Raw genomic sequence first — 24402 nt, forward strand, 5'->3', positions numbered from 1 at the left:
GCGAGTTCCTCGAGGAGTGTGGCGTCCGGAGCCGGTCGCTCCGCTCGCTGTTCGGCCTCTGATAGTGATTACGGCGAATAGGTTCATCGACGGTGTCGAACGACGCCGGTTCAGGGGCTCCCATCACCGACACGGATGGTCACGGCGGGACAGACTCGCAGTACTCACTATGAGTCGACTCAGGCGACGACTCAACAGTCGCGCTGGAACCGGCCAGGCCTTTCGACTCAACAGCAGAACAGGAACGGATACACCAGTGCGACCCGGTCGCTGTCGGACAGTTCAGTCGCGAAGCCGTCGAGGAGTTCGTTGAACCGGCCGTTGACCAGAACGCGAGCGAACGCCCGGGTCCGTTCGCCTTCCGGGTTCCGCTCCCACCGGCCCGGGAGTTCGCCGGGGTGGTCGGCCCAGCCGCCAGTTGTCTCCTCGGCTTCGGTTTCGGCCAGCAACAGGTCCGCACAGCCGTGTTCCTCGAAGAAGGCATCTAGGAACTCCCCGAGCGTCTCCCCCTCGAATGTGAACTCGAAGCGGTGCTCGCCCAGCTCCCGGCGCACGTGGCCGGTCGCTCGGACCTCCACCATCGTCGTCTGTTCTGCGTCGAGCGCGCTCATACGTGAGTATCACCGCGTGTGCTGCATACGAATACTCCCGAACATGTTCGCGTAACCAGCCGTGTTCGGGCGCCCGACGAACCTCCCCCGGACGACTGGCGACGGCACAGTTCACGGTGCTGTTCGACATGTCGGCGTCGGAAGCCGCGACGGTGGTGTCCGACGTGAAAGCCGCCGCGGCGGAAGCGGACGACAACATCGTCACGCATCAGGTCGAGTCCGAGCCCACCCCCCAGCGGTGTATCAGGCGTTCGACGACCGGGCGACTGCCACCAGTAGCTCGGAAACTGGGGGCGGTGGTTGGGTGAACCATGCTTTCCTCGAGGGCGACCGGGAGTTCGGCCGGTTCAGCATCGTCGTTCCGAGTGTCCGAATCGTCACCACGGACGATGGGCACGAGTACCGGATCAAACTGGACCGACTCGGCGGACTCAATCTCGCTATGCTGCTCGATCCCGGCGAAACGATGCCGGAGTCGGAGTATCGCGGCGTGTTTTCTCACATGTTCGAGACACTGGGACTGCCCGCCGAGCGCGTCGACGACTACGAGTTCGAGTACACGCCGAGCAACTGGTGAGGCTGGCCGACCCGCAAAAGCTTAAACCCTTCTGTCCCGTAGGGAGCAACGAAATGATGCTCCCGACCCACGCGCTGGCGGGGATGCTGCTCGCCCTGCCAGTCGCGATTCTCGCACCCGAGCACGCAGCCGCCGTGCTGGCTGCAGGGCTGTTCGGGGGTGTTCTCCCGGACCTCGACCTCTATACGGGTCACCGGAAGACGCTCCACTATCCGGTGTACTACAGTCTGCTCGCGGGCGTGACCGGCGTCGCCGCCGTGCTCCAACCCACCGGGCTGACAGTCGCCGTAGCGGTGCTGTTCGCCGCCGCCGCAGTCCACTGTCTCGGCGACGCGTTCGGTGGCGGGCTGGAACTCCGGCCGTGGGAAGGGACCTCCGAGCGGGCGGTGTACAACCACCACCGCGGGCGCTGGATCACCCCGCGGCGGTGGGTGCGCTACGACGGCGCGCCCGAGGATTTCCTCCTCACACTCGCGCTCGCAGCCCCGCTCTGGCTGACAGTCAGTGAGCCGTACCGCCCGGTCGTTCTGCTCGCGGTCGTCATCGCGGCAGGCTACGCCGCGACGCGTCGACTGCTCCCCCGGTTGGCGAGCCTCCTGTTCTCGACGGTGCTCCCCCGGTATCTCCCGGCGTCGCTGCTGGCAGTCGCGCCGGACAGATATCTCGCCGACGGGGAGTAGGGCCAGCCCGGCAGGCGACTACTCTTGGCAGTCAGAGCATTCTTCACGACGCCGTGGTGAGAGCACAACCGCACGATGACGAGCCTGCTCAGCCTTCTGTCGATGGAGGCTCCGCTGTTCGCGCTGCTTTACGCCGGCTATCGGCAGCAGAACGGGGCGGCTCTTTTCAACACGGTCGTCGCCATCCTCGCCACAGCCACCCCTGGCGCAGTCGAACTCGCGCTCCGCGCCCAGGGCGCGCCGCAGGCGTCGTTCACCTCGCTTCTCACGCTCTGGGTCGGCGTCGCCAGTGTCCTCCACTGTCTGGGGATGCTGGGCCTGTACGAATCGCTGGAGTGGTGGGACCACCTCACCCACACGATCTCCGCCGCGCTCACCGCGGCGCTCCTCTACGCGGCGCTGCTCGTCGCAGTCGGGCCGGCATCTGGCGGCGGGACGGCCCATCTCGCAGTCGCGACGCTTGGATTGGTTCTGGTGCTCAGCCTGCTCTGGGAACTCACCGAACTGGTGATGCGTGGCCTCGGGAAGCGGTACGGGATCGAACCGGTGCTGGTTCACTACGGCTGGCAGGATACCGAGTTCGACCTCGTGTTCGATATCGTCGGCGCCGTGCTCGTGCTCGCGCTCGACGTTCGGCTGTTCGTCCCCGTCTTCGAGACGCTGCACACAGCACTCTAAGCTCCCGAGAGCCTCGGCGCCACGTCCGCTACTTCACCGTCGCGTACGTCAGAAACGCGATTGCGACGAACTGCAGCCCACGCATCCCGAGCAGCACCATCCCGACCACCGGGTCCGAACCGTAGAGGGAGGTCATGCTGCCGAAAAAGAAGTAGAGCCCGACGAGGTTCTCGAGCAGCAGAACGGAGCCGAACCCGACCAGTCCGAGCACCATCGTCGACCGGAACTCCCGGTAGTTCCGAACCCAGACGCCGACGAGCACCAGCAGGAGGATGGCGTTGACGGCCGTGAGAACCATTCCACCTGTCGCCGGAAGCCCCATCGCCATCTCAGCTCACCTCCTCGCTGATGGACTCGAACGCCTCCCAGTGCTGTTCGAACCGGTCGGTGAGGAAAAACAGCGTCCCGTAGTCGGTGCCGCCGGATTCGACGACGTCGTGGTCCTGTAACATATCGAGATGGTGTGAAACGGTGTTGTAGTCCAGGTCGAGCCGATCTGCGAGTTCGTTCGTGTTGCGGGGCCTGGCCTCGAGTTCCCGCACTATGCGGACCCTGTTTGCTCCCCCGCGACTGCCGGCGAACAGGTACCACAGGGCCTTTTCCATCGACTGTCAGGTGCTGCAAGCGGTACGTGCAAAGGCGTTTCGCCGACAACCCAAAGGCAGCGATGAGCGACTCACTCCTCGCCGGTTACACCTCGATGGTTCGTCGCACCCAGCCTGTTGCACCGCTTGGGGCTGGGTCCGACGGGTCCTGGGTCTGAACGTTTCCGGACTGGTCGACCGCGCGGACGACAACCTCGTGGGTCGTGTCCGGGTCGTATCGATACCGCCACTGGCGCCAGACGTCCTCGTCCGGGAGCGGTTCAGAGAGCGTCGCGTCCGTCCAGCGTTCGCCGCCGTCGGTCGATACCTCGACGCGCTGGACGCCGCGCAGGCCAGCGTACGCGTGGCCGGCCAGCTCCATCCGGCCATCCTCGAGTTGCGTAATCCCCTCGTCCCAGAGCTTGGTGACGGTGGTCACCGTGCCAGTCCCTTCCCAGCCGCGCCGCTCCCAGTAGCCGTCCATCTCCTCGTCCAGGAGTTCAATCTCCGTGAGCCACTTCACGTTGGTCTCGCCCCAGTGGCCGGGAATGAGGATTCGCACGGGGTGGCCGTGGGAGCGGGGCAGCTTCCTGCCGTTCATCCCCCACGCGAGAAACCCGGTCCTGAGCACGTCCGTCGGGAACTCGACGAAGTAGTCGTCTGCCCCGCGGAGGAGCACACAGCCACAGTCGCTGTCTGGGTCGACCTCGTCGAGCAGCGGCTCGAGCGGCGTCCCCGTCCAGACCGCCGTATCCAGTTTGTGGCCGTTGATGCGCTCACCGACGCAGCGCAACGTGACGTAGCGATTCTCCGTGGGCAGCTCCTCCAGGTCGTCGGAGCTGATCGTCAGGTCGTCCTCGCGAGTCTCTCCCGTAATCGTCATCGACCAGTCCTCGGCTGTCAACTCCGGGTCGAACTCCGCGATATCGGTGTTGTAGAACCGCTCCGTCGAACTGACGAGACCGGGGAGGCTGTCGCTATCGACGCTGAGCGACCGCTCGGCCGCCGTCTGAAGCTTCTCATCCACAGCCATCGTGCGTGAGACAGTCCCGGTCGAGTCACCCCGAGAACGCACGGTTCCGACGCCCGCCGCGACGCCGACGAAGCCGAGGACTGCTCCGACCGACCCGAGTGTTCGTCTGCGCGAGGCGTCGAACGTGCCAGTCGCCGACCCTGGCTTGTTCGCCGGAACGAACACCGCAATCGGCGCCGCGGCGCCAATCGCGAGCAGCGGTTCGCCCGTGGTTGCTGCCGCGACTGCCCACGCCAGGATACCGCCCACGACGCCACCAGCGACCGAACTCTCGAAACGCGTGGCAGCCCGAAGCCCGGCGAGTACGACACCGCTGAACAGACAGAGCGCGAGCAGCAGTGAGAGCCCGATATGGAGCAGATGTCCCGCCGTGCCGATGGTCTCGATGACGAACGTCACGATCGCCCCCGGCGTCAGGCTGACCACGAGCGCGTCGATGGGGGCGACCACGAACGATGGCGTATAGCCCGAGACGGCATAGGAGCCCGCGACGCCGGTCACCCCGCCGAGCGTCGCCAGCCAAAGTTCGGAGCGTGTGGGAGATTCGAGCATTGGGCGTTACTGTGGCGTCAGCGTGAGTTCGAGAGCATCACTCGCGTCGGGGTAGTCGTAGCCGTCGTCGACATCCGCGAGACGGCGAACGACGCCATCCTCGTCGGCGCCCTGGTCGGGACTGTCCTGGGCGGGCGCCTGGTCGGGCCCCAGCCCCGGTTGTTGGTTGAGCTCAGTGCCAGCGTCCCAGAGCGCGATGCTCTCGGTCACGTCACCCTCAACGGGGGCATCGTCCATATCGAACAGCGGGATCGACGACTCCCCGGGCGCGAAGAACACGTCGTTCGACGGGACGAACATCGACGCGAGCGCGAGTCGCTGTCCGGGTTCGGCCTCGATTTCGAACTCGAACGCGCCGTCGGGAGCGATTGGCGGTGCGCCGGGCACCTCCCCAGTCGGGTCGTTCGGGTCCTCGACGGTGTCCTCGGGCGTGTAGGCGCCGGCGTGGGCGACCGAATCGGTGTTCTGTAGCTCCGTCACCAGGCCGTCCTCCATCTCGAACCCCGTCGGCGGGCCGGCTTCGGCCAGCGCTTCGAGACCCAGTGAGGCCGACTCTTCGGCTGTGAACACCGGGTTCGTCTCACTGTGCACCGCGTACGCGCCTGCTGTGATCCAGATCTGCCCACCCGTCGAGCCGTCCGAGGCGTAGAAATCCGTCGGCGCGACGTTCGCGATCCGGACGGTGAACGTCGTCGGACTCGCGTCCATCATCTCCTCGTCGGTGGATTCGTCATCCATCGACTCGTTCTCCATTGACTCGTCGTCCATGTCCTCCTCGGTCATGGTGTCGGTCACCATCGAGTCGTCCTCCATACTGTCGTCCTCACCACTGGCGCCGGAACAGCCGGCGAGACCGACGAGTGCCGCGCTACTCGTGAGCTGCAGGAACCGTCGTCGTGAACTGTCGTCTGACATACGGGAGAACGGAGGACCGACTCCCGAAAGTAAATTTTTCAACATCTCTTCGAACTCCGTTCGAGGTCCGACCAAACTCCGTTCAGTTTCGTCGGGGGAGTCCGCGCAGATGATCGAGTGGAGTCGCTCTCACGTTCACTCCACGAGCACGGACTCGGGAAGATACGCCGTCACCGTCCAGTTCGGCGCGTCGACCACTTCGCTGATTTTGAGGTCCACAGCCGCCGAACAGAGCACGTAGGCGTCCGCGCGCGAGAACCCCCGGCGCTCGTGGAGGTGGCCGATCATGTGCCACACTGCGTTCTTCGTCGCGTCCATCAGGTCCGGCGCGATCCCGGTCGTTGCGTACATCGGCTCGTCCTGCCCTGTCGGCGTGAACGGCCCCGACGTCTCGAACTCGGGCTGGGTGACCGACCGGTCGACCAGGTCGAACCGCGCAGTCACGGCCATCGGCGCCTCGATTCCGGTGATACAGACCTCACCGTCCCCCTGGGCGGCGTGGCAGTCGCCGATGGAGAACAGCGCGCCCGCGGCCTCGACGGGGAGGTAGAGCGACGAGCCAGCGGTGAGATGTTTCACGTCCATGTTGCCGCCGACCTGTCGTGGCGGCATGGTGTCGTGGGTTCCGTCGTCGCCCGGTGCGAGGCCGAGGTTTCCAGGGAACGGGTGGAGGGGAACGCCAACTGCCGGGGCGTCATCGTCGGCGAAGCGGGCCACGCGTCCGGTGTCGGTCGTCTCGTCCAGCTCCCAGCCCCGAACGTGCGCGTCCGGGAACTTCTCTGGGAGGAGCCCACCCTCCCGCTCGCCCGGCGGGACGACCGAGACACCCCACCCCTCGTGTTCGAACGCGAGGAGGTCGACCCGAAGGGTGTCTCCGGGTTCAGCGCCCTCGACAGCAACTGGCCCGGTGAGCGGGTGGCCCGCAGTCTCGACCGCCGCCAGGTCCGCGACGGTCCCGTCGACCGGGAGCTGCCGGTCGAACGCGTCCCGGCAGTCGAACTCCACGACTGCTCCGGGCTCGACGGTGAGGGCCGGCTCGATGGCGTTGTCCCACGTGTAGTGGAGATTCTCCGGGTCCTCAGTGAGCCGGTGATCGGGCGTCGGTGCGTCGTCGACGGCGAAGCGGCGGTCGGGCACGAAACGGTGTGTGCGCGCGGTACGTATAACTCTCCGTTCGGCGGTCGGCGGCTGGGGGCTGCGGGCGATGGCAACGGACCGCCGGTAGCTGAACGCTTTTGCATAGGCGACCCAACGCTTCACTGGATGACTGACACAGACCTCGAGTTCGTCTCGCTGGGCGAGAGCGGGCTACAGACCAGCGAGCTCCAGTTCGGCACCTGGCGCTTCGGCCGAGAGACCGCCGAGGGGAACCTCGAAATCGGCGAGGAGCGCGCCTACGAACTCCTCGACGCCTACGCCGACGCCGGTGGGCGCTACATCGACACCGCCGACGTCTACGGCGGCGGCGACAGCGAGCGCTGGATCGGCAACTGGCTGGCCGAGCGCGACCGGGAGCAGTACACGGTGGCCTCCAAGATCTACTGGCAGATTCGCGAGGGCGACCCCAACAGCAAGGGGACCAACCGGAAGAGTCTGCGTCACCGCCTCGACGCCATCCTCGACCGGCTGGACACCGACTACCTCGACGTGCTCTATCTCCACCGCTGGGACGACGAAACGCCCACCCGCGAGACCATGAAGACGCTCAATTCCTTCGTCGAGGCGGGGACGGTCCACTATCTCGGCGCCTCGACGGCCCGCCCCAACGCCTGGCGCGTCGCGAAGGCGAACGAGCGGGCGCGCGCGGAGGGCTGGGAGCCGTTCAGCGTGCTCCAGCCCCGCTACAACCTCGTCGACCGCGAAATCGAGGGAGACTACCTGGAGATGGCCCGAAACGAAGGGCTCGGCGTCTGTCCGTGGAGCCCGCTCGGCCAGGGGTTCCTCACCGGGAAGTACGACCGCGAGGAAGGACTGACCGGCGAGTCCCGCGCAGCCGAGTCGACCCGCTTCGAGGAGGCCTACCTCACCCCGGAGAACTTCGACGTCCACGACGAACTCGACACGGTGGCGCAGGCGGTCGATGCAAGCCCCGCACAGGTCGCGCTCGCGTGGCTAATGCACCGTGACGGCGTCACCGCACCGATTGTGGGGGCTCGGACGGCCGAACAGCTGGAGGAGAACCTCGGCGCCGCCGACATCGACCTCTCACAGGAGCAGGTCGACCGACTCACCGAGGCGAAGGGCGGGCCGTACGCCGACCTGTAGCCTGCACGGAGCAGTTTTCGTTCCAGCGCAATCGCTCACCGCACCGCTTAACCTTCGGCCACCCCCAGCGACGGGTATGGTCGTAGACCTTCGCTCTGACACTGTCACCAGACCCTCAGAAGAGATGCGGGAAGCTGCCAAAACCGCCGACGTCGGCGACGACGTCTACCGCGACGATCCGAGTGTCAACGAACTTGAACGCCGGGCCGCAGAGATGCTGGGCAAGGACGCCGCGCTCTTTCTCCCGACCGGGACGATGGCGAACCACGTCGCCATCCGGACCCATACCGACCGGGGCCAGGAGCTCGTCTGTGACGAGCACGCCCACGCGTTCAAGTGGGAGCTCGGCGGCGCCGCTCAACTGAACGGCCTCCAGACACATCCCATCGATTTCGGCGAGGACGCCGTGCCGGAGCCCGACCGTGTCGAGGAGGCGTTCGTCGAGGAGGGGCTCCACGAACCGGGTAGCGGGCTGGTCTGTCTGGAGAACACCCACAACTACCGTGGCGGCGTCGCCGTCTCGAAGGACGATATCGACGCCGTGGCCGAGGTGTGCCACGACCACGACATCCCGTTCCACATCGACGGCGCCCGGATATTCAACGCGAGCGTCGCGCTCGATACCCCTGTCGCCGATCTCGTCGAGGACGCCGACAGCGCGATGTTCTGTCTCTCGAAGGGGCTCGGTGCCCCCGTCGGCTCGATGCTAGTGGGTGATCAGGCGTTCATCGACGCCGCCCGGCGCGCCCGGAAGCTGTTCGGCGGCGGGATGCGACAGGCTGGCGTTATCGCCGCCCCGGGGCTGCTGGCGCTGGAGAACCGCGAGAACCTGTCGACCGACCACGAGAACGCCACCCGACTGGCCGAGGGGCTGGAGGGAATCCCGGGTATCGAGACGAACGACCCGGACACGAACATGGTCGTGGCTGACGTGTCCGGGGCGGGCTACACCGCCGAGGAGTTCGTCGCCGAGATCGAGCGCCACGACGTGCTCGCGGTGCCGTTCACCGAGACGACCGTTCGTCTCACCACGAACTGGGACGTGAGCGAGGGCGACATCGAGAGCGCCGTCGACTCCGTGCGGACCGCGCTGGCGGACTGAGACCGCGACTCACTCGACCCGGAACTCGAAGCGCGCGCCCCCATCATCGCTCTCCGCTGCCGTCACCGACCAGCCGTGGGCCTCGGCGATTCCCTCGACGATAGCGAGACCGAAGCCCGTCCCCTCCTCGCTGGTCGTCGTCCCCGTCTCGAACGGATCGATAGACGGATCGATACCGACGCCGTTGTCGGCGACGACGAAGCCGCGCCACTCCGCACCCTCGCAGAGATCCGAGACCGTCACCGTGAGCGCGTCGTTGGCGTCTGTGCCGCCCCCAGCCGGGGTGTTCTCCCTCCGGTGTTCCACCGTGTTCCGGTAGAGGTTCTCGAGCAGTTCGATCAACCGGTCCTGGTCTGCCTCGATACGCCGGTCCGTCTCGACGGCAAGTCTGACGCCCTCACTCGCAACGTGACTCCGTGCCGCCCGCGCGGTCTGGTCGAGCGCGATCGGCTCCGTCTCGCCAACGTCCCGCCCCTCACGGGCGAGCTCGAGATACCCCGAGGCGACGTTCAGCGGGTTGCGGAGGTCGTGAGAGACGACGCTCGCGAACTGGGCGAGCCGCTCGTTCTGTCGGCGGAGCGCCGCCTCCCGCTCGCGCTGGTCGGTTACGTCGGTGTAGATAGCGTACCCACGGGAGTTTTCCTCGCCGATCTCCAGCGGGATGACCTGCAGCAGAAACTGGCGGCGCCCGTCGACGGTCTGACGCTCGACCTCCGCCTGGATGCGCTCACCACGCTCCAGCCGGTCGCGCTGGGCACGCAGATCCGCTTTCGCACGCACTCGCTCGAGCGATACCGCGACGTGTGCCATCAGCAGTTCGGCCAGAGACACGTCGCCGGCGTCGAACGCGTTCGGCTCGGTCGCGATCGCCTGAAACACACCGAGATCGCCGATCGGGATGCTGATTCCCGAACGGTACTCCGGACGCGTCGGCTCCGTGCCGTTGCCATCAGCGATCTCGTCGACACGGAACGATTCGCCCGTTCTGGCCGTTTTCCTTTTCAGCCGCTCGGAACCGTGCATCGCTCGCGTGCCGTCGGGAGAAGTATCGCTCGACTGGATGGCGGGGACGAGCGTCTCCCCCTCCCGGAGCCCGATGGAGCACTGGTGGAACGCGAGTACCTCCTCGGCGGCGGCGATATCCGTCGCCGCGTCGTGGAGTCCCTCGCTGGGCTGTCGGGGCTCGCGGAGCGCCTGCTCCGAGCGGATGCGCGACAGCGCCGCGCCCGCGGAGGCAGCGAGCAGTTCAGCGTGTTCCAGATCCGTCTCGTCGAACGCCCCCGCCTCCGAGGAGAGCGCCTGGAAAACGACACCGTCGCCGACGGGGACGCTTAGCACAGAGTTGGTCGTCTCGTAAGTGGGGGAGGCCGCCGGCAGCCCCATCGACGGCCACCGTGATCCGGGCCGCGAGCGCGTCGGTGTCGACTGCCTCCTCGGACGGGAGGTCGACGACGGGGCAGTTCTCACGCGAGGCGCGGGCCGCAAGCGCCACGGGGATGGTTTCCACGCAGGTGACGAGACAGTCCGGGCGGCGCTCCTCGAACGCCGCCAGGGCCGCAGCTGGCTCCCGGGTTCGTGCGGTGAACCGATCCCGGTCCAACAGCGCTGCTCCCGAACCGCCGTGGCGCTGGCTGACGATGAGAAGATCGATAGCGTGAGACACTGGTTATGTCGGTCTACCGGTAGCTCACGGTAGCGTTTGATAGGCGTTTCGGTCAGTACGGGTGGTCGGGGGCGGCACAACCCCGGAATCCTTTTTGCCAGCGGTAGCCGATTGCGGCTAATGAGCGAGCTCGAGAGCGAATACCGCCTCGACTACTTCGCGGAGAACGGGTTCGACCGGCGAGCCTGTTCTGCCTGTGGTGCCCACTTCTGGAGTCGCGACCCCGAGCGGGAGACCTGCGGCGAGCCCCCCTGTGAGGAGTACGACTTCATCGACGACCCAGGCTTCGGCGAGGAGTTCTCCCTGTCGGAGATGCGAGAGGAGTTCCTCTCCTTCTTCGAGGAGCACGGCCACGAGCGGGTCGACCCCGCACCCGTCGCCGCCAACCGCTGGCGCGACGACGTGCTGTTGACACAGGCGTCTATCTACGACTTCCAGCCCCACGTCACCAGCGGCCAGTCGCCACCGCCGGCCAACCCGCTCGTCGTCTCCCAGCCCTGCATCCGGATGCAGGATATCGACAACGTCGGGAAAACCGGCCGCCACACGATGGCGTTCGAGATGGGCGGCCACCACGCGTTCAACGCCGACGAAGGCACCGACTACGCCTACCAGGGCGAGGTGTACTGGAAAGAGGAGTGCGTGGAGTACTGCGAGGACTTCTTCGCCTCGCTTGGCGTCGACCGGCAGGAGATCACGTTCATCGAGGACCCGTGGGTCGGCGGCGGCAACGCCGGCCCCGCTTTCGAGGTCATCTACAAAGGACTCGAACTGGCGACGCTCGTCTTCATGATGCTCGAGCAGGACCCCGACGGGGATATCGAGATGAAAGACGGGAACAGCTACTCCCGGATGGACCGACGGGTCGTCGACACCGGCTACGGCATCGAACGCTGGACCTGGATGAGCCAGGGCACCCCCACCGTCTACGAGGCGATCTACCCTGAGACGATCGAGTTCCTGAAAGAGAACGCCGGCGTCGAGTACGACGAGGAGGAGGCGGAGCTGGTCCACCGGGCCTCGAAGCTGGCGGGCCACATGGATATCGACGAGGCCGAGGACATGGACGCCGCTCGGAGCACTATCGCCGATCAGCTGGGTGTCGCCACCGCCCGGCTGGCGGAGCTGATGGAGCCCCTGGAGACCATCTACGCCGTTGCCGACCACTCGCGCTGTCTCGCCTACATGTTCGGCGACGAGATCGTCCCCTCGAACGTCGGGACAGGCTATCTCGCCCGGATGGTGCTCCGGCGAACCAAGCGACTGGTCGACGACGTGGGTATCGATGCCCCGCTCGACGAACTGGTCGACATGCAGGCCGGGCGGCTGGGCTACGAGAACCGCGACACCATCCGCGATATCGTCCGGACCGAGGAGCGGAAATACCGGGAGACGCTCGAACGCGGCGGCCGGAAGGTTCGCCAGCTCGCCGACGAGCACGCCGCGGCGGGCACCCCCATCCCGACCGAGACGCTCATCGAGCTCTACGATTCCCACGGCATCCAGCCCGCGATGGTGACGGAGATCGCCGAGGAGCGCGGCGCGACCGTCGACGAGCCCGACGATTTCTACTCGCTGGTCGCCGCGCGCCACGACTCCGGGGCCGCATTCGAGGAGGAAACGGAAGCACTCGACCGGGTCGAGGACCTCCCCGAGACCGAGAAGCTCTACTACGACGACCAGGAGCGCATGGAGTTCGAAGCGGTCGTCCTCGACGTGCTCGAGCGCGAAGCGGGGTGCGACGTGGTGCTCGACCAGACGATGTTCTACCCCGAGGGCGGGGGACAGCCGGCCGACCACGGCCGCCTCGTCTCCGAGGAAGGAAGCGTCGACGTGACTGACGTCCAGATTCAGGACGGCGTGATCCTCCACCGCACTGCCGAGAGCCCCGGGAAAGGCGAGTTCGTCACCGGGAAGGTCGACGCCGAGCGTCGCCGCCGGCTGATGCAGCACCACACCGCGACCCACATCGTCGGCGCCGCCGCCCGGCGGGTGCTCGGCGACCACATCCGGCAGGCCGGCGCCCAGAAAGGCGTCGACAGCTCCCGCCTGGACGTCGGCCACTACGAGCGGGTCAGCCGCGAGGAGGTCAAGGAGATCGAGCGGGTCGCCAACGAGATGGTGACCGAGAACACGCAGGTGAAAGCCGAGTGGCCCGGCCGCCACGAGGCCGAGGCCGAGCACGGCTTCGACCTCTACCAGGGCGGGATTCCGGCAGGCGAGAACATCCGGCTCATCCACGTCGGCGAGGACGTTCAGGCCTGCGGGGGGACGCACGTCAGCCGGACCGGCGACGTGGGCACCATCAAGATTCTCGACACCGAGCCCGTGCAGGACGGCGTCGAGCGGTTCGTCTTCGCGGCCGGCCAGGCGGCCATCGCGGCGACCCAGCGCACCGAGGACGCGCTCTACGGGGCCGCCGAGACGTTCGATGTGAACCCCGAGGAGGTGCCCGACACCGCCGAGCGCTTCTTCACGGAGTGGAAAGAACGGGGGAAAACGATCGAACAGCTGAAAGAGGAGCTGGCCGAGGCCCGCGCGAGCGGTGGTGGGGGCGGCGAGGAGGTCGACATCGACGGCACCACTGCGGTGATCCAGCGTCTCGACGCCGACGCCGACGAACTTCGCGCGACGGCGAACGCGCTTGTCGAGGAGGGGCAGGTCGCGGTACTGGGCTCGGGCGCCGGCGGCTCCGCACAGGTTGTCGTGGGCGTTCCCGACACCGTCGATATCGATGCCGGTGAGGTTATCAGCGAACTCGCCCGGAAAGTCGGCGGCGGTGGCGGCGGCCCGCCGGACTTCGCGCAGGGCGGCGGCCCAGACGTCGACGCCCTCGACGACGCACTGGCGGGCGCACCCGAGGTGCTTCGGGAGAAGAAGACGGCCTGAGACGCCCGAAAAACAACGAGCCGGCGACTACCGTTTTTTCAGCGTTCCGTCACACCGCGGGCAGTTCTCGGGTCCCCGGCCGGTCAGTCCGACGATGCGCTCGGGATTCCACGACGAACAGAGCAGCACGCCGCAGGGTCCACACTCGTCGCCGTCGTAGCTCCAGAGGCCGAATCCGTGCTTCAGGCCCCGAGTTTCCCGTCAAGTCCGCTGCCACAGCGTTCGCACTCGGGGATGGACGAACCCACTCAGGAACGCGGTCGACGCTGGTTACCAGCTCGGCGACCCGACAGGCGCCGCCCGGAACGGTCAACACGTGCCCGCTCGAACGTTCGGCCATGCCTTCCGCCAACAGCGACGGCGTCTCGCTCTACTACGAGGCCGATGGCGACGGCGAACCGGTGCTCTGCTGTGGCGATATCGGACTGGGTGCGTGGCAGTGGGGCTGGCAACACGCCGCCCTGGCCGGCCCCTACGAACTGCTGGTCGGCGATACTCGGGGCTGCGGGCGCTCGGACGACCCGCCTGCGCCTTGCACCATCGAGACATTGACTGCGGACGCCGTTTCACTGCTCCGGGACCACGGCGTTCGGTCAGCGCACGTCGTCGGCGCCGGCCTGGGCGGGATGGTCGCGCTCGAACTCGCCCGCACGACCGGCCGGGTGCGCTCGCTCACGCTCGTCGGGACGGCACTCGCCGGCGACGGCTACCGCCCCGAGCCGATGCGAGGTGACCCGACTGACGACCAGGAGCTCAGGCAGTCCCTCGAGGCCGCGTTCTCCCGAGAGTTCGTCGATGCCCAGCCCGGGGCCATCGGGGATATCATCGAGTGGCGGGCCGCCGAGGATGCCGACCCCGACTCGTGGGAGAAACAGGCTGCCGCCCTCGACACGTTCGCTATCGGCGCTCCCTACGAGATTACGGAGCCCGCGCTGGTGGTTCACGGCACCGACGACCGGCTCTGTCCGCCGGCTCGAGGCGAAGAACTCGCCGCCGACCTGCCGAAGGGCGAGCTGTACGAGGTGGAGGGTGCCGGGCATCTCGCCCACATCGAGGCGTCTCGAGCGGTCAACGATCAGCTACTGGCCTTCCTCGCCGAGCACTGAGTCCGCTATCGAGGGCGTTCGCCGGAACCGAACTCCTCTTGCCCGCCCCGCCGGGAGCGGTGGGTAGTGGCGCTGCTCGATATCTTCGCCTCGGCGATCCTTCCCATCGTGCTCATCGCAGCGGTAGGGTTCGTCCTCGGGCGAAGGAAGGACGTCGACCCCGGGCCCCTCAACACCGCCGTGGTCTACGTGCTCGCGCCCGCGCTGGTGCTGCACAGCCTCGCGGCGACTGAGATCGCCGGCGCGACGCTGCTCAAACTCGCCGCCGCGGCGACCGCGTACACGCTGGGGATGGTGGTGCTGGTAGAGCTCCTGGGTCGAGCGGTCGGTCTCGAAGATCCGACGCTCGCGGCGCTCGTGCTGGTCGCCACGTTCCCCAACGCCGGCAACTACGGGATTCCCGTCTCCTCGTTCGCCTTCGGCTCGGTCGGCCGTGGCACGGCGGTGCTGTATATCGCGGTCCAGGCAGTGCTCATCTACACCGTCGGCGTCTACATCGCCTCCCGGAGCGGCGGGAGCGCGGGTCTGGGCGCCGTGAAACGGGTGTTCCGCATCCCGCTGGTCTACGCCGTCGCCGTTGCCCTGCTGGCGCGGGCGCTCGGAGTCGTGCCCGCCCTCGACTCCACGACGATGCAGACGCTCCAACTGGTCGGGGACTCATCCATCCCGGTGATGCTGCTGATTCTCGGGCTGCAGCTCGCGGACACGGATTTCGGTGCCGCGCTCTCGACGGTCGGGGCGGCGACGGTGCTGAAGATGGCTGTCGCGCCGGTCGTGGCCGTCGCGATCGCGCTCGTCATCGGTTTCGAGAACCCGACTGTGGCCCGGACGTTCATCCTGGAGTCGTCGATGCCCGCGGCGGTGACGCCGCTGATTCTGCTCATCGAGTTCGCCGGCGACGTGGAGGTGGGCGGGGTGACGGCGCCGGAGTTCGTCTCGACGGTGGTCGCGGTGACGACGGTGCTGTCGGTGCCGCTGCTGACGCTCCTGATCGCGTTGCTCCAGTCCGGCGTGATCGTGTGAGCCCGTCACCGTTCTGGCCGGTGAGCACTGTCTGCGTGCTCAGTCCACACCATCTGGGCAAGAGATCGTGGGGCATCGCAGGTCGAGCTATCTGGCGGCCGGTTCCTCGAGCGAGCCGTCAGTCGCTGGGCGGAGACCATGCCACGTGAACACGTCGCATCCTACCAGAAAACTAAAATTTGTGGTGTGGTATACAGCCACTCGAGATGGCGGCACGGCGGCTCCCACCGGGCGAGATTCTGCGGTACTACGCGTTCCGGGCCAGCCAGTCAGCGACGTTCAGCCTCCCGATCCACGTCCTGTTTTTCCAGTCCCGTGGACTCTCGCTGGCTGAGATCGGTGGTATCGAGGCGCTCTACACCGTCGTCGTCCTGCTCGCGGAGACGCCGACGGGGTATCTCGGCGACCGGTTCGGCCGGCGGGCGAGCCTGCTCGCCGCCACCGCACTGTCGGCACTGGGGATTGTCGGATTCGTCTTCGCTCACAGCGTCGCCGTGTTCGCCGCGGTCGTCGTCATCCGGGCCTTCGCCGGCGCGTTCCGATCGGGAACGACCGACGCGTGGCTCTACGAGACGCTCGCCGGCGAGGCCGAGAGCGATTCCGACCGCTTCGCACACGTCTCCGGGCGCGCGAGCGCCTCCGGGCTGGCGACCCTCGCTGTCGCGTCGCTCGCCGGTGGGGCGCTCTACGCGATGGACCCGCTCTACCCCTGGCTGCTCGAAGGCGCGGCCGGTTCGGTTGGGCTCCTCGTCCTGCTCACGATGAGCGAACCCGAGCGAACCGAGGAACGCGAGCAGGGAGAGAACGCAGACGCACCCACGTTCGACGTACTGGCGACACTGGGTGCAGTCCGGTCGACACTCGGAAGCCGCACAATCGGGCCGCTGGTGCTCGCGGTGGGACTCCTCGCCGGCATCAGCAACACGATGGCGTTCTACCTCCAGCCGGTCGCCGTGGCCACGCCCGGGCTCTCGCCGACGTCGCTCGGCCCGCTTTACGCCGGGCTCACGCTGGTCTCGGCCGGCGTGGCCGCCCGAGTGGGCTGGCTGCAGGACCGCCTCGGGGTCCGGGGCTGGTTCCTCACTGGTCCGCCGCTGCTGGCGGTCGGGCTGATTACTGTGGGGCTCGTGCCCACGCTGGCGCTTCCCGTGTTCGTGCTCGCTCGCGCGGTAGGCAGCGCGACGAACCCCCTGTTCGGGCAGTACCTCAACGACCGGACCGGTGAGAGCCGGGCGACCGTGCTCTCGGCGGCGTCGACGGTCCGCTCGCTGTTCACCGCCCCACTAAATCTCGTCGGTGGAGGTCTCGCAACGGCGTACGCGCTCTCGACCGGGCTGGGCGCGCTGGGCATGGTGCTGCTCGTCGGGCTCGCGGTCACGCTCGGCGCGTGGGTCGTGGGTGAGCGGAAGCGACCGTCGACGACGACCGCCTAAAACCGGACTCGGTCGTCGAGCAGCGCCGTCTCCGAAGTGGATGCCGTCCCGACACCGGTGCCGGGTTTCTCGACGATACCGCGCTTCCACGTGCGCGGGAGAACCATGCAAGCGCCACCGGACAGCCGACGACGTCGGCAAGTGCGATGGCGACCCAGATGCCGGTCGGGCCCCAGCCCAACGGGAACGCCAGGCTAAGCACACCGACGTTCACGGAGCGAAGCGAGTGAGAGTACGTCAGATCTTGCGCTGACGGAGCGAGCCTTCCGCTACCTGAGCGGGCAGGGGTTTTCCCAGTGTTGCTATCTGCGATAATCTCGCCGTCGAAGTAGCGCAGAACCAAGAGGTCAGTCGACGGAAAATCACCCCAATTTACGCACCACCCAACCGAACTCCGACGTATGACTATCGGCTTCATCGGCGGCTCAGGAATCTACGAATCCCTGCCCCTCGAGAACATCCGCGACGTGGAGACCACCACCCCCTACGGCGACCCATCCGCCGCAGTAACCATCGGCGAGTTCGGCGACACCGGGCGCGAAGTCGCGTTCCTCCCTCGGCACGGCCCCGACCACCAGCACTCCCCAACCAACCTGCCCTACCACGCCAATATCTACGCGCTGAAGCAGGTGGGGGTCACCCACGTGCTCGCGACCAACGCCGTCGGAAGCCTGACCGAGGCGCTCTCGCCCCGGACGCTCGTCGTCCCGGACCAGATCTACGACCGCACGAAGAACCGCGACCTCTCCTTCTTCGGCGACGGCATCGTCGTCCACCAGCCGTTCGCCGAGCCCTACTGCCCCGAGATGGTCGAGCATCTCGCCGACTCCGCCGAGGCCGTCGATGCAGCGGTCAGTCAGGGCGGCACCTACGTCTGCATCGAGGGGCCACAGTACTCCACCAGAGCCGAGTCGGAGTTCTACCGTGCCCAGGGCTGGGACGTCGTCGGGATGACCGCGATTCCGGAGGCCAAACTGGCTCGCGAGGCCGAGATGTGCTACGCCACCCTCGCCGGCGTCACCGACTACGACGTCTGGAAGGAGGACCACGAGGTCACGCTGGAGGAGGTGCTCGAGAACGCCGCTGCGAACGAAGACGCCATCAAGGCAGCCATCGAGGAGGCCATCCGAGCGTTCCCCGAGGACCACGACTGCTCCTGTCACAGTTCGCTGGAGGGAACGATCAACACGTCGAGCGAGGCGATTCCCGAAGAAACTCGCAAGCGGGTCGAGCTACTGGTCGGGGAGTATCTGGACTGACGTCGGAGGCGACCGTCGAACCACCCAGACGGTCGTGCGTACCGATTCTCAGCGACTTTCGGAACATTGTCGTTTCAACACCGAGAGACGGAACTCGTCTCTGCGAGGCGCTACCGGATTACGCACGACCGTATCAGTCGTCGACGGCGGCCGTCGAGGCGTCGGCCCCGGATTCCTCCCTCGCCTCCTCGACCCCTGCACCGCCGGGACTGTCCGCCTCGACGGCCGCCGGGTCCTGCACCCAGAGGTCGCCGAACAGGTCGTCCTGGCTGAGCCGGGCATCGCCGCGGTGGGAGAGAAACAGCAGGCCCAGATACGTCATCATCGGTCGGCCGCCGGCATCCTGGATCTCGGCGAACAGCACCTCGTCGCGGCCGCGGTCGTACTGCTCGGCCAGCGCGGCCCAGACGCTCTCGATGACCTCGTCGATCCCCTCGTCGTGGGCCGTTCCCGTCACGTCCCCCTCCGTCGGCTCGTCGTCACGACGCACGTCATCAGCAGCATGATAATCGAGCGTCTGGGTCCCCCTGGCGAACCCCCGCGGGGAGTCTGAAGTGTCGTAGCTCCGGGACTCCTTCCAGGGGCTGTCCCGCTCGGCCTCCCGAAGCTCTCGGACCAGTTCGTCCAGCGTCTCGGGGGTCCCTCGGGTGGATTTGCGCTCCAGCCGGCGGTCCATCTCCTCCTCGAGCGCGTCGACGGGGTCGAACTCGTCCATCTCGTCGTGCCGGCGCTCGTCGAGCGGGGCGCCACCCTCCAGCGCCGCCTCCCACGGTTCAGGTTCCGGGTCCGCCGGCTCGTCCCCGCCAAGCATCGCGTCGGATTTCATGCGCAACAGCACCGAAGCGTAGAACAGCGCCCGGCCGGAGGCGCGCAGGTCAGCCTCGTCCAACTTTTCGAGGAACGCGTCGGTGACGGCGACGATGTCGATATCCCACGGGTCGATTTTGCCGTTCTCTGCGAGCGTGACCAGCACTTCGACCGGTTCGACCTCGCCGTTGTCCGCCGCGCCTGCCCCTGCCGCGGCGCCGTTGTCCGCCGCGCCTGCCCCTGCCGCGGCGCCGTTGTCCGCCGCGCCTGCCCCTGCCGCGGCGCCCTTGTCGGCAGCCGGTTCGGTGCCCGCATCGGCGTCCAACGCAGAATCTCCGTTCGCCATGGCGGGGTCCTCGCCATCAGCTGCTGCGTTCTCCTCGGCCAGCAGGCCGCTATCGACTGACGACTCGCCCGTGTCGGGGTTGTCCGGCGAGAGGCTGAACGAGAACTCCTCGTCGTTTTCGCTCATGGGTGCCTCCGCGACCGTCGCTCTGGGGGTTGAGTCTCAGTCGTCATTGGCGAGCACCTCGTCTGGCTCCTGGCCGTCGCCGAGGTCGATCCCCGTCACCGCCGAGATGTTGTTCTCCTGCATCGTGACGCCGATGGCGCGCTCGGAGCGGTCGAGCAGCGCCGAGCGGTGGCTGACGACGATGAACTGCGCTTGGCCCGCCAGGTCGTCGACCATCTTGCCGACCCGCTCGGCGTTGACCGCGTCGAGGAACGCGTCGATCTCGTCCAGCGCGTAGAACGGCGCGGGGTTGTAGCGCTGGATAGCGAAGATGAACGCGAGCGCGGTCAGGGACTTCTCCCCGCCGCTCATCGCGTCCAGCCGCTGAACCGGCTTGTCCCCTGGCTGGGCCTTCATCGTCAGTCCCTCCTCGAAGGGGTCCTCCGGGTCCTCGAGCACGAGCTCCCCGCTCCCCTCCGAGAGCCGGGAGAAGATGCGCTCGAACTGCTCGTTGATGGCCTCGAAAGAGTCCATGAACGTCTCGACCTTCCGCTGTTCGAACCCCTCGATGCGCTCCTCGATGCCGTCGCGCTCCTCGGCGAGTACGCGCCGCTGTTCCCGGAGTTCGTCGAGTTTGGCCTCCACCTCGTCGTAGTCGTCGATGGCGAGCATGTTCACCGGCTCGAGGTCCTCCATCTCGGCGGTGAGGCGCTCGATCTCGCTTTCGACCTCGTCGTGGTCGGGGATTTCCTCCGGGTCGTACTCGCCGACCTGGGCTTCGAGTTCCTCGATCTCCGTTTCGAGCCGCTCGGCACTGTTGAGCAGCGATTCGAGTTTCGACTCGACTTTGTCGACGATATCGCGGCGCTCGTCCCGCGTGGACCGGGCCTCCCGGACCTCGGCCTTGAGCTCCTCGCGCTCGGCTTTGAGCTCCGAGAGCTCCTCCTCCAGTTCGTCGACCTGCTCGTGTTTCTCCGCGAGCAGCGCCTCCTGGTCCTCGATATTCGCCTCGTACTCCTCGATGTTCCCCTCGAGTTCGGCTTTCTTGTTCTGTGCCTCCTCGACCGTGTCGTGGAGGTCGTCGATGGACTCCTCGACGTACTCCTTCTCCCGTCGGAGCTCGTTCAGGTCGGCGTCGATGCTATCGCTCCGGCCCTCGAGGGCCGAAATCTCGTCACGAATCTCGTCGGCCCGCGCCGAGAGCTCGGGGATGTCGGATTCGGCCATCTCGGCCTCGATATCGGCGACGCGCTCCTCGGTCGCAGCGATTTCGGTATCGAGATCCGAGATCTCCTCGTCGAGTGCCGTCATCTGCTCGTCGACGGACTCTCGCTCTTCGCGCAGTTCGTCGAGTTCGGCGTGCAACTCGTCGATGCGCTCCTCGGCCTCCTCGACGTCGCTCTCGGCGCGCTCGATGTCGGCCTCGATGGAGCGAACCTTCTCGGCGGCGTCGCTCTTTCGCTCGCGGGCGTCGGTGAGCTTCGACTCCACGCCGTCGATGTCGCCCTGGATGGACTGGCGCTCCTCCTCGAGGTCGTGGATCTCCTCGGCGAGCCGTTCCAGCCGGCCACCCCCGGATTTCGAGAACGAGTAGCGCGAGCCGCCGCCCGAGCCACCGGTCATGGCGCCGGATTTCTCGACCAGGTCGCCGCCGAGCGTCACCATCCGGAACTGGCCCATGAACTGCCGGGCGGTCTCCATGTCCTCGACGACCAGCGTCGAGCCGAGGACGTACGAGAAGATTCCCGAGTAGCGCTCGTCGTAGTCGACGAGTTCGCGCGCGAAGCCGACGACGCCAGGGTCGGTGGGCTCGCGGGGGAGGCCGCGGTCGTCCATCTCCGTCATCGGGAGGAACGTCGCCCGGCCTGCGTTACGCGATTTGAGGTAGTCGATACAGGAGGAGCCGACGCCGTCGTCGTCGACGACCACGTTCGCGAGCCGGCCGCCGGCGGCCGTCTCACACGCCTCGGCGTACTCCCGCGGGACGGACGCCAGTTCACCGACGGGACCATGGGCGCCCGCCATCCCGGCGTTCTTGATCGTCGTCACCGCGCGCGGCCACGAGCTATCGCCCGTGTCGCCGGCTTTGGCCTCCAGTTCGGCGTACTCGTTGCGACGCTCCCGTAGCGTCTCCTCCACGTCGGAGAGCGACCCCTTCAGCTCCCCTTTCTCGGCTTTCAGCTCCGAGAGCATCGAATCGGCTTTCGACTCGTTCTTTTTGGCCTTGTCCAGCTCCGAGTGGAGGTTCGAGACGCGCTCCCGGAGGGAGGGGAGCGAGTTCCGGGTCTCCTGCAGTTCGTCCTCGGTGTCGCTCACGCGGTTCGAGCGGCGGCGGGCCTCGTCCAGCAGCCGGTCTTTCTCGCGCTGTGTGTCGTTTTTCTCCGAACGGAGCTCCTCCAGCGCCGCCTTCTCTGCTTCGAGGTCTGCCTTCAGCTCGTCGAACTCGGTGTCGACGTTCTCAATCTCCTCCTCGATCTCTTTGAGCTCCGTCTCCTCCGAGACGATATCGCTTTTGAGGTTCGCCTTCTCGACTTTGAGGCTCCTGAGCTCGTCCTCGAGTTCGTCGACCTTCTCGGTTTTCCGGTCGATTTCGACGAACGCGCTCCGGCGGTCGGACTCGGCCTCGTCGATGCGCTCCTCGGATGCGTCGATGCGGTCCTCCAGGCGGGAGATCTCGCCTTTCACTTCCTCGATCTCGGCTTTGACCCGGAGCTGCTCCTCCTCGCCTTTCCGCTCGATTTCGGCGTTGAGCTCCTCCAGTTCGTCCTCCAGCCGGTCGAGCTTCCCGGCGGCCGCGTCGAGCTCGCCCTGTTTCTCCTCAAGGGTCCCCTCTTTGGTCTCGATGCGGCCCTCGGTGCGTTCGTAATCCGCGCGTTTTTCTTCTAGCTCCGCAGCCCGGAGATACCCCTCGTACTCCTCGCGCTCGTCACGCAGCTCCTGGTACTGGAGCGCCGTCTCGCGCTCCTCGCGAAGCTGGTCGAGGCGCTCTTCTTTCTCCTCGATGCGGAGGTCGGCCTCGTCGATACGCTCTTCGACGACGCCGAGCTCCTCGCGAGCCGACTCCTTTTTCGCGTCGAACTCCGCGACGCCGGCGATCTCGTCGATGATCCCCCGCCGCTGGTAGGCGGTCATGTTGATGATCTCGGTCACGTCGCCCTGCATCACGACGTTGTACCCCTCCGGCGTGACGCCGGCCTGGGCGAGCAGGTCCTGGATGTCCGAGAGGTTCGTCGACCGACCGTTGAGATAGTAGTAGGAGTAGTAGTTCTCCTCGGTCTCTTTCACCCGGCGCTTGACTCGGATCTCGTCGACGTCGCCGACGTTCTCGCTGCCGGCAGCGGTCGTTACCTGCGAGCGAGAGAGCGTGCCCTCCCTGTTGTCGAGGACGACGGTGACTGACGCCTCACGCGGGCCGCCGGTGGGCGTGCCCTCGCCACCGGGGTTGTAGATGAGGTCAGTGAGCTTCTCCGCGCGGATGCCGCGGGTACGCGCGAGTCCGAGAGCGAACAGCACCCCGTCGATGATGTTGGATTTCCCAGAGCCGTTCGGACCAGTGACGACGGTGAAGTCCTCGTAGAACGGAATCCGGGTTTTCCGCCCGAAGCTCTTGAAGTCGTCCAGAACGAGTTCCTGGATATGCATATGAGCCTACGCAACGATGATTCCGTCGTCGTCGTCATCGTCCTCGGCCTCTTCAGCAGGGGCGTCGGTCGGCTCCTCGGCCGCCGCGTCCGCCGCCTCTGCCTCAGCCTCGACTGGCTCCTGGTTCTCGACGATCTGGGCGTCTCGGCGCTCGTCCGTGCCGCGGGCCTCGGCCTGCTGCTCGGCAGTCGTCTGGGCCTGTTTGGCTCGCGGGGGCGCCTGCTCGGCGCTCGCCGAGACAACGAGATCCTCGAACTCCTCGGTCTGGGCTTCCAGCTCTCGCACCCGCTCTTTTGTTTCTACGAGTTCCTCGGTCAGCCCGTCGATGGTTGCCTGTAGCTCGGCGACCTGGTTTTCGAGGTCCTCCACCCGGTTGCTCATGGGCGGGATACCGCGTCCACCGATATAAAGCCACGGTAGCGTCAGACGAAAATAACCCGACTCGATAAACCGAATATAACGATAGCGAAGCTGTCGCGTGGCTGCTCGGTTGCCCTGGATGGCGTCGATCACCATCGCGGCGGCGATGACTGGTTCGGTCGGCACGTCGCTCGCGTCATCAACAGAGACGTCGTAGGTATCCCGGAACGAGAAGCGGCCCTCGATGCTCCCGACGTGGTCGTCATCGAGGTCCGTTATCTCGTACTTGTGGGGGATCCAGTGGCCGAACGAGAGCACGTTCCGAAACAGCGTCGTGAACGCGCCGCGGGAGGTAATCTCCGCGAGTTTCGCCTCCGTCTCGGCATCACGAATCGTCCACCTGTCCTGGAGAACCGAGTAGTCGTTATCCGGAACGACGAGGTCCTGGCCCGTCTGGGTGTCGGTCAGCACGTAGTTGCCGGCCACGTCCACGATGCCGCCGGCCTTGACCTCGAACACGTCGTTGCCCTCGCCGTCGGTGAGCGGGAACTGCTCGTTCAGCTTCACGATCTTCTGTTTCCCGCGCGGCGCCACGCTACCGTCGCTGTCCGTCGCTTTGAACGTGTTCCGGAGCCACCCTTGAACAACGGTGTAGGAGTCGTCGTCGAGGTCGATACCCGCGATGTCGTAGGTGGTCTCGCTCATGGCCCGCAGGAAAGCGGTGGGGGGATAAACGTTCGCTCCAGCTGGCAGCTTCGAGACGACCGGTGGG

General features: G+C 66.7%; 19 protein-coding genes and 1 pseudogene. 10 read left to right on the forward strand and 10 right to left on the reverse strand.

The window, feature by feature from the left end; all coding sequences use genetic code 11:
• Positions 1-227: 227 nt before the first annotated feature.
• Positions 228-611, reverse strand: a complete 384-nt coding sequence (locus V5A38_RS01675) for a pterin cluster protein (protein ID WP_332324010.1) — start codon at positions 609-611, stop codon at positions 228-230.
• Between the two features lie 304 nt (positions 612-915).
• Here V5A38_RS01675 and V5A38_RS01680 point away from each other — a divergent pair, with 304 nt between their 5' ends.
• The 3 genes from V5A38_RS01680 to V5A38_RS01690 all read left to right on the forward strand — a co-directional run bounded on the left by V5A38_RS01680 (position 916) and on the right by V5A38_RS01690 (position 2546).
• Positions 916-1188, forward strand: coding sequence for a hypothetical protein (locus tag V5A38_RS01680; protein WP_332324011.1), 273 nt, complete (start codon positions 916-918; stop codon positions 1186-1188).
• A 53-nt stretch (positions 1189-1241) separates the two neighbouring features.
• Positions 1242-1868: a metal-dependent hydrolase gene (locus tag V5A38_RS01685; protein ID WP_332324012.1), complete on the forward strand. Its 627-nt coding sequence runs from the start codon at positions 1242-1244 to the stop codon at positions 1866-1868.
• Positions 1869-1943: 75 nt separating this feature from the next.
• Entirely contained in the window at positions 1944-2546 is a 603-nt protein-coding gene (locus V5A38_RS01690; protein ID WP_332324013.1) for a hypothetical protein, read from the forward strand.
• A gap of 28 nt (positions 2547-2574) precedes the next feature.
• On the opposite strand, the gene V5A38_RS01695 is transcribed toward V5A38_RS01690, so the two are convergent.
• From V5A38_RS01695 to V5A38_RS01715, 5 genes are all read right to left on the reverse strand, one after another.
• Positions 2575-2844 carry a hypothetical protein gene (locus V5A38_RS01695; protein WP_332324014.1) on the reverse strand — a complete coding sequence of 90 codons (270 nt, stop codon included), beginning with the start codon at positions 2842-2844 and terminating at the stop codon, positions 2575-2577.
• 31 nt (positions 2845-2875) lie between these two features.
• Positions 2876-3151, reverse strand: coding sequence for a winged helix-turn-helix domain-containing protein (locus V5A38_RS01700; RefSeq protein WP_332324015.1), 276 nt, complete (start codon positions 3149-3151; stop codon positions 2876-2878).
• Positions 3152-3236: 85 nt separating this feature from the next.
• Positions 3237-4715 carry a molybdopterin-dependent oxidoreductase gene (locus V5A38_RS01705; protein ID WP_332324016.1) on the reverse strand — a complete coding sequence of 493 codons (1479 nt, stop codon included), beginning with the start codon at positions 4713-4715 and terminating at the stop codon, positions 3237-3239.
• A 6-nt stretch (positions 4716-4721) separates the two neighbouring features.
• Entirely contained in the window at positions 4722-5630 is a 909-nt protein-coding gene (locus V5A38_RS01710; protein WP_332324017.1) for a spondin domain-containing protein, read from the reverse strand.
• A gap of 135 nt (positions 5631-5765) precedes the next feature.
• The gene (locus V5A38_RS01715) at positions 5766-6767 is read right to left on the reverse strand and encodes an acetamidase/formamidase family protein (RefSeq protein WP_332324018.1); all 1002 of its coding nucleotides are present in this window, start codon (positions 6765-6767) and stop codon (positions 5766-5768) included.
• Between the two features lie 126 nt (positions 6768-6893).
• Between V5A38_RS01715 and V5A38_RS01720 the strand changes: the two genes are divergently transcribed.
• Positions 6894-7895, forward strand: a complete 1002-nt coding sequence (locus V5A38_RS01720; protein WP_332324019.1) for an aldo/keto reductase — start codon at positions 6894-6896, stop codon at positions 7893-7895.
• A 76-nt stretch (positions 7896-7971) separates the two neighbouring features.
• Positions 7972-8997, forward strand: a complete 1026-nt coding sequence (locus V5A38_RS01725; RefSeq protein WP_332324020.1) for a GntG family PLP-dependent aldolase — start codon at positions 7972-7974, stop codon at positions 8995-8997.
• 9 nt (positions 8998-9006) lie between these two features.
• Here the strand turns inward: V5A38_RS01725 and V5A38_RS01730 are convergent, their stop codons facing one another.
• Positions 9007-10335 (reverse strand): GAF domain-containing sensor histidine kinase, encoded by a 1329-nt coding sequence (locus V5A38_RS01730; protein ID WP_332324021.1) that lies wholly within the window; start codon positions 10333-10335, stop codon positions 9007-9009.
• A gap of 445 nt (positions 10336-10780) precedes the next feature.
• On the opposite strand from V5A38_RS01730, the gene alaS reads away from it, so the two are divergent.
• The 5 genes from alaS (at position 10781) to mtnP (ending at position 18370) form a co-directional block, all read left to right on the forward strand.
• Entirely contained in the window at positions 10781-13549 is a 2769-nt protein-coding gene (gene alaS / locus V5A38_RS01735; protein ID WP_332324022.1) for an alanine--tRNA ligase, read from the forward strand.
• A 338-nt stretch (positions 13550-13887) separates the two neighbouring features.
• Positions 13888-14655, forward strand: a complete 768-nt coding sequence (locus V5A38_RS01740) for an alpha/beta fold hydrolase (protein WP_332324023.1) — start codon at positions 13888-13890, stop codon at positions 14653-14655.
• A gap of 66 nt (positions 14656-14721) precedes the next feature.
• Entirely contained in the window at positions 14722-15678 is a 957-nt protein-coding gene (locus tag V5A38_RS01745) for an AEC family transporter (RefSeq protein ID WP_332324024.1), read from the forward strand.
• Positions 15679-15884: 206 nt separating this feature from the next.
• Positions 15885-17111 (forward strand): MFS transporter, encoded by a 1227-nt coding sequence (locus V5A38_RS01750; protein WP_332324025.1) that lies wholly within the window; start codon positions 15885-15887, stop codon positions 17109-17111.
• A gap of 401 nt (positions 17112-17512) precedes the next feature.
• Entirely contained in the window at positions 17513-18370 is an 858-nt protein-coding gene (gene mtnP / locus V5A38_RS01755; RefSeq protein WP_332324026.1) for an S-methyl-5'-thioadenosine phosphorylase, read from the forward strand.
• Between the two features lie 133 nt (positions 18371-18503).
• On the opposite strand, the gene V5A38_RS01760 is transcribed toward mtnP, so the two are convergent.
• The 3 genes and pseudogenes from V5A38_RS01760 to V5A38_RS14610 all read right to left on the reverse strand — a co-directional run.
• Complete coding sequence (locus tag V5A38_RS01760; RefSeq protein WP_332324054.1) at positions 18504-19523, reverse strand: ScpA family protein; 1020 nt, start codon at positions 19521-19523, stop codon at positions 18504-18506.
• A gap of 162 nt (positions 19524-19685) precedes the next feature.
• Positions 19686-23270 carry a chromosome segregation protein SMC gene (smc, locus tag V5A38_RS01765; protein ID WP_332324027.1) on the reverse strand — a complete coding sequence of 1195 codons (3585 nt, stop codon included), beginning with the start codon at positions 23268-23270 and terminating at the stop codon, positions 19686-19688.
• 489 nt (positions 23271-23759) lie between these two features.
• A pseudogene (locus V5A38_RS14610) lies at positions 23760-24335 on the reverse strand (hypothetical protein); the annotation flags it as partial.
• Positions 24336-24402 lie beyond the last annotated feature (67 nt).

It is taken from the genome of Halolamina sp. (assembly GCF_036626355.1).
In the GTDB taxonomy this organism is placed as follows: Archaea; Halobacteriota; Halobacteria; order Halobacteriales; family Haloferacaceae; genus Halolamina.

Bases quoted from the DNA above. Each gene is read 5' to 3' on its own strand.
- V5A38_RS01760 (WP_332324054.1), bottom strand. From the start codon at position 19,523: ATGGCGAACGGAGATTCTGCGTTGGACGCCGATGCGGGCACCGAACCG.
- V5A38_RS01750 (WP_332324025.1), top strand. From the start codon at position 15,885: ATGGCGGCACGGCGGCTCCCACCGGGCGAGATTCTGCGGTACTACGCG.
- V5A38_RS01675 (WP_332324010.1), bottom strand. From the start codon at position 611: ATGAGCGCGCTCGACGCAGAACAGACGACGATGGTGGAGGTCCGAGCG.
- alaS (WP_332324022.1), top strand. From the start codon at position 10,781: ATGAGCGAGCTCGAGAGCGAATACCGCCTCGACTACTTCGCGGAGAAC.
- mtnP (WP_332324026.1), top strand. From the start codon at position 17,513: ATGACTATCGGCTTCATCGGCGGCTCAGGAATCTACGAATCCCTGCCC.
- V5A38_RS01690 (WP_332324013.1), top strand. From the start codon at position 1,944: ATGACGAGCCTGCTCAGCCTTCTGTCGATGGAGGCTCCGCTGTTCGCG.
- V5A38_RS01740 (WP_332324023.1), top strand. From the start codon at position 13,888: ATGCCTTCCGCCAACAGCGACGGCGTCTCGCTCTACTACGAGGCCGAT.
- V5A38_RS01720 (WP_332324019.1), top strand. From the start codon at position 6,894: ATGACTGACACAGACCTCGAGTTCGTCTCGCTGGGCGAGAGCGGGCTA.
- smc (WP_332324027.1), bottom strand. From the start codon at position 23,270: ATGCATATCCAGGAACTCGTTCTGGACGACTTCAAGAGCTTCGGGCGG.
- V5A38_RS01705 (WP_332324016.1), bottom strand. From the start codon at position 4,715: ATGCTCGAATCTCCCACACGCTCCGAACTTTGGCTGGCGACGCTCGGC.
- V5A38_RS01710 (WP_332324017.1), bottom strand. From the start codon at position 5,630: ATGTCAGACGACAGTTCACGACGACGGTTCCTGCAGCTCACGAGTAGC.
- V5A38_RS01695 (WP_332324014.1), bottom strand. From the start codon at position 2,844: ATGGTTCTCACGGCCGTCAACGCCATCCTCCTGCTGGTGCTCGTCGGC.
- V5A38_RS01725 (WP_332324020.1), top strand. From the start codon at position 7,972: ATGGTCGTAGACCTTCGCTCTGACACTGTCACCAGACCCTCAGAAGAG.
- V5A38_RS01700 (WP_332324015.1), bottom strand. From the start codon at position 3,151: ATGGAAAAGGCCCTGTGGTACCTGTTCGCCGGCAGTCGCGGGGGAGCA.
- V5A38_RS01685 (WP_332324012.1), top strand. From the start codon at position 1,242: ATGATGCTCCCGACCCACGCGCTGGCGGGGATGCTGCTCGCCCTGCCA.